Origin of the sequence: Streptomyces sp. NPDC015345, assembly GCF_043078805.1 — a bacterium.
Lineage (GTDB): Bacteria > Actinomycetota > Actinomycetes > Streptomycetales > Streptomycetaceae > Streptomyces.
The window spans coordinates 1,434,328-1,444,839 of the sequence record NZ_JBIBTX010000001.1 but is presented as its reverse complement, the minus strand read 5'-3'; the positions used below and the strand labels follow the sequence as shown (position 1 = coordinate 1,444,839).

The 10,512-nt window shown below is 71.9% G+C and carries 8 protein-coding genes and 1 rRNA gene; 4 read left to right on the top strand and 5 right to left on the bottom strand.

The features are described 5' to 3' along the window. The first annotated feature begins 151 nt into the window (after positions 1–151). A 5S ribosomal RNA gene (gene rrf / locus ACF062_RS06465) occupies positions 152–268 on the top strand. Between the two features lie 76 nt (positions 269–344). Here rrf and ACF062_RS06460 read toward each other — a convergent pair. The 5 genes from ACF062_RS06460 to ACF062_RS06440 all read right to left on the bottom strand — a co-directional run bounded on the left by ACF062_RS06460 (position 345) and on the right by ACF062_RS06440 (position 5,919). Beyond that, positions 345–1,655: a DUF58 domain-containing protein gene (locus ACF062_RS06460; protein WP_392136381.1), complete on the bottom strand. Its 1,311-nt coding sequence runs from the start codon at positions 1,653–1,655 to the stop codon at positions 345–347. Beyond that, positions 1,655–2,641 carry an AAA family ATPase gene (locus ACF062_RS06455; protein WP_392136578.1) on the bottom strand — a complete coding sequence of 329 codons (987 nt, stop codon included), beginning with the start codon at positions 2,639–2,641 and terminating at the stop codon, positions 1,655–1,657. The genes ACF062_RS06460 and ACF062_RS06455 overlap by 1 nt, the downstream gene beginning before the upstream one ends. Next, the gene (locus ACF062_RS06450) at positions 2,641–3,816 is read right to left on the bottom strand and encodes a DUF4350 domain-containing protein (RefSeq protein ID WP_392136576.1); all 1,176 of its coding nucleotides are present in this window, start codon (positions 3,814–3,816) and stop codon (positions 2,641–2,643) included. Before ACF062_RS06450 ends, ACF062_RS06455 begins: the two co-directional genes overlap by 1 nt. Before the next feature lie 74 nt (positions 3,817–3,890). Then, complete coding sequence (locus ACF062_RS06445; protein ID WP_392136573.1) at positions 3,891–4,595, bottom strand: DUF4129 domain-containing protein; 705 nt, start codon at positions 4,593–4,595, stop codon at positions 3,891–3,893. Positions 4,596–4,623: 28 nt separating this feature from the next. Beyond that, the gene (locus ACF062_RS06440; protein WP_392136378.1) at positions 4,624–5,919 is read right to left on the bottom strand and encodes a glycerophosphoryl diester phosphodiesterase membrane domain-containing protein; all 1,296 of its coding nucleotides are present in this window, start codon (positions 5,917–5,919) and stop codon (positions 4,624–4,626) included. Between the two features lie 140 nt (positions 5,920–6,059). Here ACF062_RS06440 and mtnA point away from each other — a divergent pair, with 140 nt between their 5' ends. The 3 genes from mtnA to mtrB all read left to right on the top strand — a co-directional run. Then, positions 6,060–7,223, top strand: a complete 1,164-nt coding sequence (mtnA, locus tag ACF062_RS06435; RefSeq protein ID WP_223774962.1) for an S-methyl-5-thioribose-1-phosphate isomerase — start codon at positions 6,060–6,062, stop codon at positions 7,221–7,223. A 406-nt stretch (positions 7,224–7,629) separates the two neighbouring features. Further along, positions 7,630–8,319, top strand: a complete 690-nt coding sequence (mtrA, locus tag ACF062_RS06430; RefSeq protein WP_189176211.1) for a two-component system response regulator MtrA — start codon at positions 7,630–7,632, stop codon at positions 8,317–8,319. A 1-nt stretch (position 8,320) separates the two neighbouring features. Then, on the top strand, positions 8,321–10,512 hold a 2,192-nt coding region (mtrB, locus tag ACF062_RS06425; protein ID WP_392136373.1), incomplete at its 3' end, for an MtrAB system histidine kinase MtrB.

Sequence of the window (10,512 nt, the reverse complement as noted above, 5' to 3'; positions counted from 1 at the left end):
AGATCTGGAAGCCCGGTAACGGGTGGAGGTGACTGGTACTAATAGGCCGAGGGCTTGTCCTCAGTTGCTCGCGTCCACTGTGTTGGTTCTGAAACCACGAACAACCCCACGTTTGTCACAGAGCGTGGTGCGGTTGACAGTTTCATAGTGTTTCGGTGGTCATAGCGTGAGGGAAACGCCCGGTTACATTCCGAACCCGGAAGCTAAGCCTCACAGCGCCGATGGTACTGCAGGGGGGACCCTGTGGGAGAGTAGGACGCCGCCGAACTAATTTTGAAAAGCCTCAGTCCCCGGACATTGTCCGGGGACTGAGGCTTTTTTGCGTTTGCCCCCCTGCTGTTTCCTTAAAGGCGGCCTGCGGCTTTGAGGGAAAGGTAGGCGTCTGCCAGGGCGGGGGCCAAGTCATTTGGGGTCGCGTCCACGACTGTGACACCGCGGCGTGTGAGTTGCTCCGCCGTATGCCGGCGTTCCGACTGGGACTGGGCGGCTGCTGCCGCGTCGTATACCGCTTCCACTGTTCCGCGGCCCGCCGCCATCTTTTCGATGTGCGGATCGGCTACTGATGCGACCAAGACCTTGTGGCGCTTCGTGAGTCGAGAAAGTACGGGAAGCAGGCCCTCTTCGACGGGAGCCTTGTCGAGGCTGGTGAGCAACACGATCAGGGAACTGCGTGGCGCTGTGCGCAGGGCCGTCGATGTCAGGCCTCGTGCGTCCGTCTCGATGAGTTCGGGCTCCAGGGTCGCCAGGGCGTTGACCAGGGACGGCAGGACGTCACCCGCTGACCGGCCTTGAACCAGGGCCCGTACTCGACGGTCGTACGCGAGGAGGTCCACGCGGTCGCCCGCGCGGGAAGCCAGGGCGGCGAGGAGCAGGGCGGCGTCCATGGAGGCGTCGAGGCGCGGGGTGTCGCCGACGCGGCCGGCTGAGGTCCGGCCGGTGTCGAGCACCAGGAGGATGTGCCGGTCGCGTTCCGGGCGCCAGGTGCGGATCGCGACGGTGGATCGGCGGGCCGTGGCTCGCCAGTCGATGGAGCGGGTGTCGTCGCCGGGGACATAGTCGCGGAGGCTGTCGAACTCGGTGCCCTGGCCGCGTGTCAGGACGCTGGTACGGCCGTCGAGTTCGCGCAGGCGGGCCAGTTTGGAGGGGAGGTACTTTCGGCTGGCGAAGGGCGGCAGGACTCGTACGGTCCAGGGGACTCTGTGGGTGCCCTGGCGGGCAAAGAGGCGTAGGGGGCCGTACGAGCGGATGGTCACGCGGTCCGAGTGGTGGTCGCCGCGGCGGGTGGGGTGCAGGCGCGTGGTGAACCGACGGCGTTCGCCGGGCGGGATCGTCAGGTGGTGGCGGGAGGCGGCCGTCTCGGTGCCGTGCTGCCAGCTGCTGGGCGGCCAGGCGTCGCGGAGGTCGGCGCGCAGGGGGCGGCCGGAGGGGTTGGTGACGGTGACCTCGACATCGGCGGCTTCTCCGAGGCGTACGGAGGTTTCGCCGGAGCGGGTCAGGCCGAGGCGGCGTACCGGCGCGGCCAGGGCGAAGTCGCAGGCGCAGGCCAGGGCCAGGGGGGTGTTGACGGCGAGGACGCCGGTCCAGCTGGGGTCCCAGAGGCCGACGGGGAGGGTGCCCAGGGCTGCCAGGAGGGCGGCGCGTCCGGTCAGGGCCATCAGCGGGGGACCGGGACGTGGGCGAGGATCGCGTTGATCACGGAGTCCGCCGTGACGCCTTCCATCTCGGCCTCCGGGCGGAGCTGGACGCGGTGGCGGAGTGTGGGGAGCGCCAGGGCTTTGACGTCGTCGGGGATGACGTAGTCGCGGCCGGTGAGCCAGGCCCAGGCGCGTGCGGTGGAGAGCAGCGCCGTGGCGCCTCGGGGGGAGACGCCCAGGGTGAGGGAGGGCGATTCGCGCGTGGCGCGGCATACGTCGACCACGTAGGCGGTGATCTCGGGGGAGATGGAGGTCTTGGCGACCGCGGCACGGGCGGCTTCGAGATCGGCGGGGCCCGCTACGGGGCGCACGCCGGCGGCGCGCAGGTCGCGGGGATCGAAGCCCTCGGCGTGGCGGGTGAGGACGTCGATCTCGTCCTGGCGGGAGGGGAGAGGGACCGTCAGCTTGAGGAGGAAGCGGTCCAGTTGGGCCTCGGGAAGGGGGTACGTGCCCTCGTACTCGACGGGGTTCTGGGTGGCCGCCACGAGGAAGGGCTCGGGGAGCGGGCGGGGCGTGCCGTCCACCGTGACCTGGCGTTCCTCCATTGCTTCGAGGAGGGAGGACTGGGTCTTGGGCGGGGTGCGGTTGATCTCGTCGGCGAGGAGGAGGTTCGTGAAGACCGGGCCGGGCTGGAAGGAGAACTCCGTGGTGCGGGCATCGTAGACAAGGGAGCCCGTGACGTCGCTCGGCATGAGGTCGGGGGTGAACTGCACGCGCTTGGTGTCGAGTTCGAGACTCGCGGCGAGGGCTCGGACGAGCAGTGTCTTGGCCACGCCGGGGACGCCCTCCAGCAGGACATGGCCGCGGCAGAGGAGGGCGACGACGAGGCCGGTGACGGCGGGGTCCTGGCCGACCACGGCCTTGGAGATCTCGGCGCGCAGGGCTTCGAGGGAAGCGCGTGAGCTGCGGGACTCTCCGGTGGGCCCGTTGTCAGTGGTCGGGTCCATCATGAGTGGCGTACCTCTCTTTCGAGGGCGTCGAGTTGGTCGGCTAGGGCGATGAGCGCTGCGTCGTTGCCCGGGGGCGGCCCGAAGAGGAGGAGGTGCGGGTCCTGGCCGGGGGAGCGGAGTCTCGTGGACAGCGCGGGGATCAGGGTCTCGGGCGCGTGCGCCTGGGACGGGGGGACGCCGACGAGGGGGGCGAGACGATTGCGGGCGGCGGTGCGCAGGGCGGTGGCGGCGCGGTCGCGGGCGTTCGCCCTGCGATAGAGGCGGGCACGGCCCTCGACTGTCTCTGAGGCGCGGATGACCACGGGGAGACGTTCGGCTACGAGGGGGCCGAGGCGGCGGGCGCGCCACAGGGCGGCGAGCACGGCGGCGACGGCGAGTTGCAGCGTGCCCCATCGCCAGCCGGAGGGGACGAGCTCGAAGAAGCCGCGGCGCTCGGAGTCGGTTGCCGCCTGGTCGTCGGAGAGTGAGGGGAGGTACCAGACCAAGTGGGGGCGGGAGCCCAGGAGTTGCAGGGCGAGTGAGGCGTTGCCCTGCTTGTCGAGGCGGTCGTTGTAAAGGATGTCGGGGGCGCCGAGGACGACGGTGTCGCCTTTTCCGCGGGGGGCGGGGAGATGCAGAAGGCTGGGCAGGCCGGCGCTGAGGTAACAGGCCTCGGCGTCAGGAGCGAGGGTGTCGTAGCGGATGCCGCCCATGTCGGCGGTGCCGGCTCGTCGGGCGGCCGGGAGGGAGCAGGACGGGGAGAGCGCCGAGTCCGTGCTGGGGGTGGCGTGCGCGGTGACCCCTGGGGCGAGGTCGCCGACCGACGGGGTGCCGGGGGCGACGAGGACGGTGCGGCCCCCGGAGCCCTTGGCGACCGCGCGGAGGCGGGAGCGCTGGCCGTCGGTGAGCAGGTCGGGGTTGGCCACCAGGAGGGTGGTGTCGGCGCCGGCCGCGGAGCGGGCCTGTTCGGTGGTGGTCACCACACGGGTGGACACCCCTCGGTCGGCGAGGAGTTCGGCCACGGCGCGGCTGCCCTGAGGGTCGGCGGAGCGGGGGTCCAGACGGCCGTGTTGGGCGCCGGTGCGGAGCGCGGCGATGGCGACGGCCGCCGCGAGCAGGACGACCACGGCGAGGGCGATGCCCCGGGAGCGGGTCCAGAGCTGTCGGGGCGTCCGGGATACCGAAGTCGACAGGGGCGGGGCGTCGGGCCGGCGCGTGGGGGAGGGTGGCGCGGGCCGGGGGGTCTTGCCCGGGCGGGGGGAGCCGGTCACTCGGCGGCCCCCTGGCGGCTGCTGCTGGGGGTGGTGTGGGCGGTGCTGGTCAGGACCGGTTTGGTGCGTTCCAGGTCGCGGTCGAGCTCGGCCAGGCGGAGGTATGAGGCTTCGTCCGCTGTGCGGCCGCCGTATGTGACGTCGTCGAATTCGTGGGCTGCGGCGCGGAGTCGGCCGGTATGGGCGGGGAGGGTTCGACCCGCCTCCGCTGCGGCTTCGTCGGCGGTGCGGCCGGGGCGGGGGTCCAGGAGCGCGCGTTCCTCCAGGGCGCGGACGATGGCACGCATACGTTCCTGGACGGCTTGGTTCCAGTGGGCCTGGGCGGCATGGGCCTCGGAGGCCGCGCGGTGCCCGGCGGCGCTGCGGGGGCGGTCGTCGAAGAGGGCCGGCGCCGATGCCGGGGTGCGCTGCGGGGTGCCCAGGCGCCACCAGAGGGCGACGCCCAGCAGTACTACGGCCAGGACGATGACGAGGAGTCCGAACCCGCCGCCGGGGGTGGCGCCCGCGGCGGCGGAGAACAGGTCGTCGACCCAGTCCCAGAAGCTGTTCAGGGCGCGCTGGAGGAGGCTGGGGTCGTGCTCGTGGTACATCGGCTTGGAGAGTTCGCGCTCGGCCGCCTCACGTGCGGGGTCGCGCGAGATCGTCACCGGTGGGTCGTCACCGGTTGGCGGCAGGAGCGGTGCCGCCCCGAACCCCACCATGAGCACTGCCCCCGCCGCGGTCACCGCATCAGCTCCCCGAGGGACCGGGCGGGTTGGGCCCCTGGCCGGGGAGGCCTGCGGCGCGGGTGAGTTCGAGGTCGAGGGCCTCGCGCCGGATCCGCTGGTCGATGTAGAGGAGCACGGTGACCCCGGCCGTGATCGGGAACGTCAGCATGGAGCCGATCACCGAACCGACGCCGCTGACGATCAGGAATGTCCAGCCCAGGTCGCCGGAGCCGTTGAGGAAGCCGCTCACCCCTTCGCCGCTGAGCGCGCCGGCGAGGAAGGTGAACGGGATGACGATGATCGACGCCACGACGTTCGCGATGATCGCGGCGAGCAGCTGGATGCCGAAGACCCGCCACCAGGAGCCGTGGACCAGCTTGGCGGAGCGGGTCAGGGACTTCTTGACGCCCTGCTTCTCCAGCATGAGCGCGGGGGACGCGAGCGAGAAGCGGATCACGATCCAGATGGCGGCGATGCTCGCGGCGAGTCCGCCGAGTACGGCGAGGCTCGCGCCGGCGTCGGACGCGCCCCCCACCGCGACCAGGACGCCGGGCAGGATGCCGACGGCGATGACCGCGGCGCCGATGAGCGGGATGAGCAGGGTGAGGCCGAACAGCTTCGCCAGCCGGGGGCGGGAGTCCCGCCAGGCCTCGGTGATGGTCACCGGCTTACCGAGCACCGCGCGGCTGGTGACCATCGTCAGCAGAGCCGTGGCGACGATCGTGCCGAGCAGGGTGATCACGAAGACCACTCCGGAGTTCAGCATGGTGTCGCCCAGGGCGCGGGTCAGCTCGCCGACGGTCGCGCTCGGGTCGTTGAGGGCATCGGTGTCCACGGACTCGTTCAGGACGAGCCCCTGAAGGAGGACGACGACGATTTCGGTGAGCACGGCCACGGTCAGGGAGATACCGAGGACGGTGCGCCAGTGGGCGCGCATCGTCGACACCGCGCCGTCGAGGATCTCGCCGATGCCGAGCGGGCGCAGCGGGATGACGCCGGGCTTGGCGGCGGGCGGCGGGCCCTGCCAGGCGCCCCAGCCGCGGTAGCCGCCGGGTCCCGGGGCTCCGGGGCCGGGGGGTGGTCCGCCCCAGCCCCAGCCGCCGCCCTGGCCTGGCGGAGGGGGCGGCGGAGGCGGGGTCCGGCCGGGGTCCGAGGTGCCGGGCGGGGACCACTGGGCGGGCGGCGGCTGCTCCTTGGACCACTTGGACGGGCCGCCCTGGCGGCCGGCGTCCGCGGGCTCGGGGGCGTCCGGCTTGCCGGAGTCCTGTCCGTCGGAGGGGGCAGATCCGGGCGAGGCCCAGCCCGGAGTGTCGTTCATCGTCGCTCCTTCACGGTGCCCGTCCGCGGGTGCGGCGGCAGGTTGCCAGCCATCGTGCCACGGGGCACCGGCCGAGTGACCGGGTGCCGTAGCGGCAGGACACCTTCAATTGTCCGCCGGGTACGGGGCAGACTGGACGGATGGCTGATCAGTACGCGCAATCCAGCGAGGACATACGGCCGACCGGGATCCCGGCGATCCCCGCTATCCGTTGGGACGAGCCACCCGAAGGCCCCGTACTGGTCCTCCTCGACCAGACCAGGCTGCCGGGCGAGGAGAGCGAGCTGGTGTGCACCGACGCACAGGCTCTGGTGGAGGCGATTCGTACGCTCGCGGTGCGCGGGGCACCGCTTCTGGGCATCGCGGGGGCGTACGGCGTCGCGCTCGCCGCAGCCCGTGGGTTCGACGTGGACGAGGCGGCGGACTCGCTGGCGGGGGCGCGGCCCACCGCGGTCAACCTCGCGTACGGCGCGCGTCGGGCTCAGGCGGCGTACCGCACCGCGGTGGTGGACGGTGCGGGTCCCGAGCGGGCGGCCGGTGCCGCGCTTGAGGCGGCGCGGGCGCTGCACGCCGAGGACGCCAGGGCCAGCGCCAAGATGGCGGCGCACGGCCTGGCCCTGCTCGAGGAGCTGCTGCCGGGCGGTGGACACCGCATCCTGACGCACTGCAACACGGGGGCGCTGGTGTCCGGCGGGGAGGGCACGGCGTTCGCGGTGGCGCTCAAGTCCCATCGGGCGGGGAGTCTGCGCAGGCTGTGGGTGGACGAGACACGGCCGCTGTTGCAGGGGGCGAGGCTCACCGCGTACGAGGCGGCGCGGAACGGTATGGCGTACACGCTGCTCACGGACAACGCGGCGGGGTCGCTCTTCGCGGCCGGGGAGGTGGACGCCGTGCTCATCGGCGCCGACCGCATCGCGGCCGACGGGTCGGTGGCGAACAAGGTGGGGAGCTATCCGCTCGCGGTGCTCGCGCGGTATCACCACGTGCCGTTCATCGTGGTGGCGCCGGTGACGACCGTGGACCTGGACACCCCGGACGGGGCGTCCATCGAGGTGGAGCAGCGGGCCAGTCATGAGGTCACGGAGGTCACAGCGCCGCATGTGCCGGTGCTCGGGATGGAGGCGGGGGGCGGTATCCCGGTGGCGCCTCTGGGGACGCAGGCGTACAACCCCGCGTTCGATGTGACGCCGCCGGAATTGGTGACGGCGATCGTGACGGAGGAGGGGGTGCTGTCGCCGGTGACGGCCGAGGGGGTCGCCGGGCTGTGCGCCGAGTCCCGGGGCGGTCGAGTGCCTATTGACTGAGGCGGGTGCCCTGCGGCTGAGGCTCAGGCTGCGGGTCGGGGCTGAGGCCGGTGCGTGTTGCCGGCGGGCCGGGGCGGGGGTGTCGTATGCGCGCCCCCGGTCCGGTTCCGGATCTGGGCTGAGGTGCCGGCGGTGTCCGGGTGGCCTGTACGGTGCAGCCGACGGAGGGGGAGCGTGGCGGGGGAGTGGGTTCGGGGCTGGGACGACGACTCCGTTTCCGGGCATCCGAAGTGCTGTCAGTCGTCTTGGAGTGCCGTGTCATGGGCGGCACCGCTCGGTGTCCGTTACCGATGGGGGTCGGCGGTGGCCGCTGGGGATCACCGCAGACAGTGATGGCCCGATACGACTATCGTCACAGGTCAGTGACCTCTCTCACCAGCAGCCCAGTCACTGTTACGAGAATGGGATGATGTCAGGCATGAAGGGACGAGTCCTTGTCGTCGACGACGACACCGCACTGGCCGAGATGCTCGGGATTGTGCTGCGTGGTGAAGGTTTTGAGCCGTCGTTCGTAGCTGATGGCGACAAGGCGCTGGCCGCTTTCCGGGAGGCGAAGCCGGATCTTGTGCTGCTCGATCTGATGCTGCCCGGACGCGACGGCATCGAGGTGTGCCGCCTGATCAGGGCGGAGTCCGGGGTGCCGATCGTCATGCTCACCGCCAAGAGCGACACCGTGGATGTGGTGGTCGGTCTGGAGTCGGGGGCCGACGACTACATCGTCAAGCCGTTCAAGCCGAAGGAGCTCGTGGCCCGGATCAGGGCGCGGCTGCGGAGGTCGGAGGAGCCCGCGCCGGAGCAGCTGGCCATAGGTGACCTGGTCATCGATGTGGCGGGGCACTCCGTGAAGCGGGACGGGCAGTCGATCGCGCTGACGCCGCTGGAGTTCGATCTGCTGGTGGCGCTGGCGCGCAAGCCGTGGCAGGTGTTCACGCGTGAGGTGCTCCTCGAGCAGGTCTGGGGCTACCGGCACGCGGCGGACACCCGTCTGGTGAACGTGCACGTCCAGCGGTTGCGTTCCAAGGTCGAGCGGGACCCGGAGCGGCCGGAGATCGTGGTGACCGTCCGAGGTGTCGGTTACAAGGCCGGACCGAGCTGACGTGTCCCGGGACAGTTCCTCCACGGCGTCCGGGGATCCGGGGGCTCGCTCGGGGCGGACTGGACCGGCGCGGCGCGCGTCCCGGTTCGGGCGGCTCGTCGACGGCGGGCTGCTGTTGCAGGGCGGCGTCCAGGGCAGCCCTGTGCTGCGTCTCTTCGTGCGCTGGGTGCGGCGTCCGCTGCTGCCCGCCGTGCGGCTGTGGCGGCGCAACATCCAGCTGAAGGTCGTGGTCACGACCTTGCTGATGTCGCTCGGCGTGGTCCTCATGCTGGGCTTCGCCGTCATGAGTTCGGTGAACAACGGCCTGCTCAAGGCCAAGGTGAAGGCGTCGCAGAGCCAGGCCGACGGAGGTTTCCGGGCGGCTCAGGACAGTGTCAACGCCGCGCGGCAGAGCACCGAGCAGGGCCAGGGGCAGGACGGCGGTGCCCTCGACGGGCGGAACGCCGCCGTGTGGATGTCGGACCTCGTCGAGCAGCTGTCCAGCGGCGGTCAGAACGCGTTCGCCGTGGTGACGCTGACGTCCACGAGCGACGCGGGGAGCGTGCGCGGTTCGCGGGCCTCGGGCGGCGTGGAGCCCATCCTGAGCGTGCCGGAGGAGCTGCGTGGCCGGGTCGACAAGGGCACGGAGGTCCTCCAGGCCAATACGCGCATCGTCTACGACGACGGGCGGGAGCCGCAGCCGGGCCTGGTGATCGGCAAGCGGCTCAACGACCTCAACGGTGATCCGTACCAGCTCTACTACCTCTTCCCGCTGACGCAGGAAGAGGAGTCGCTCAACCTCGTCAGGACCACCCTCGCGACCGCCGGGCTCTTCGTCGTGGTGCTCCTGGGCGCCATCGCCTGGTTGGTGGTGCGCCAGGTGGTCACGCCCGTGCGCATGGCGGCGGGGATCGCCGAGCGGTTGTCCGCCGGGCGCCTTCAGGAACGTATGAAGGTGACCGGAGAGGACGACATCGCGCGCCTCGGTGAGGCCTTCAACAAGATGGCGCAGAACCTCCAGCTGAAGATCCAGCAGTTGGAGGAGCTGTCGCGGATGCAGCGGCGGTTCGTGTCCGACGTCTCGCACGAGCTGCGGACGCCGCTCACGACGGTGCGGATGGCCGCCGACGTCATCCATGAGGCGCGGGTGGACTTCGATCCGGTGACCGCGCGGTCGGCGGAGCTGCTCGCCGACCAGCTGGACCGGTTCGAGTCGCTGCTCGCGGACCTGCTGGAGATCAGCCGGTTCGACGCGGGGGCGGCGGCGCTGGAGGCGGAGGCGATAGATCTCCGTGAGGTCGTCCGCAGGGTCGTCGGCGGTGCGGAGATGCTCGCGGAGCGCAAGGGAACGCACATACGGGTCGTCGGGGACCAGCAGCCGGTGGTCGCCGAGGCCGATGCCCGGCGGGTGGAGCGGGTGCTGCGCAACCTCGTGGTCAACGCCGTGGAGCACGGTGAGGGCAAGGATGTCGTGGTGCGGCTCGCCGCCGCCGGTGGCGCGGTGGCCGTCGCGGTGCGGGACTACGGAGTGGGGCTCAAGCCCGGCGAGGCGACCCGGGTGTTCAGCCGCTTCTGGCGGGCGGACCCGGCGCGCGCCCGTACGACCGGTGGTACGGGGCTCGGCCTCTCCATCGCCCTGGAGGACGCGCGGCTGCACGGCGGCTGGCTCCAGGCGTGGGGTGAGCCGGGGGGCGGCTCGCAGTTCAGGCTTACGTTGCCGAGGACGGCGGACGAGCCGCTTCGGGGGTCGCCGATCCCCTTGGAGCCGGACGACTCCCGGCGTCACCGCGGGCTGAACGACGCGGGGCTGCCGGTCGGCGGCGGGAACAAGCTTGCGACGGTGCCCGCGCAGGTGTCCGCGGGGTCCGAGAGGGTGCCGCCGCCCGTGCCGGCGAAGGGGCCGATAGCACCGCGGCTGGCGCAGGCCGGGGCCGTGGATCCGGCGGCGTTGCCGGGCAGCGGGTCGCGGGTCGTGTCGCGCCGGCCGCTGGACGACGAGCCGGAGCGTGACGTGGCGCTGCGTGGCGACGAGGTGCGCGGGACCGGGCAGCCGGGCCCGGAGGCGCACACCCGGAGCGGGCCGCAGGCGCGGCTTTCGGAGGATGGGCATCCATCGGCGGGGGTCGAGTCAGTGGCTGGGGCGGAGGCTGGGCCCGCGGCTGAGCCGGCGGCTGAGCCGGTGGCTGGGGCGAGGGCCGGTTCGGAGGCCCGTCC

Coding starts and splice junctions, on each gene's coding strand:
- ACF062_RS06455 (WP_392136578.1), bottom strand. CDS start 2,641: ATGGACCCGACCACTGACAACGGGCCCACCGGAGAGTCCCGCAGCTCA.
- ACF062_RS06445 (WP_392136573.1), bottom strand. CDS start 4,595: ATGGTGGGGTTCGGGGCGGCACCGCTCCTGCCGCCAACCGGTGACGAC.
- ACF062_RS06460 (WP_392136381.1), bottom strand. CDS start 1,655: ATGGCCCTGACCGGACGCGCCGCCCTCCTGGCAGCCCTGGGCACCCTC.
- ACF062_RS06440 (WP_392136378.1), bottom strand. CDS start 5,919: ATGAACGACACTCCGGGCTGGGCCTCGCCCGGATCTGCCCCCTCCGAC.
- mtnA (WP_223774962.1), top strand. CDS start 6,060: ATGGCTGATCAGTACGCGCAATCCAGCGAGGACATACGGCCGACCGGG.
- mtrA (WP_189176211.1), top strand. CDS start 7,630: ATGATGTCAGGCATGAAGGGACGAGTCCTTGTCGTCGACGACGACACC.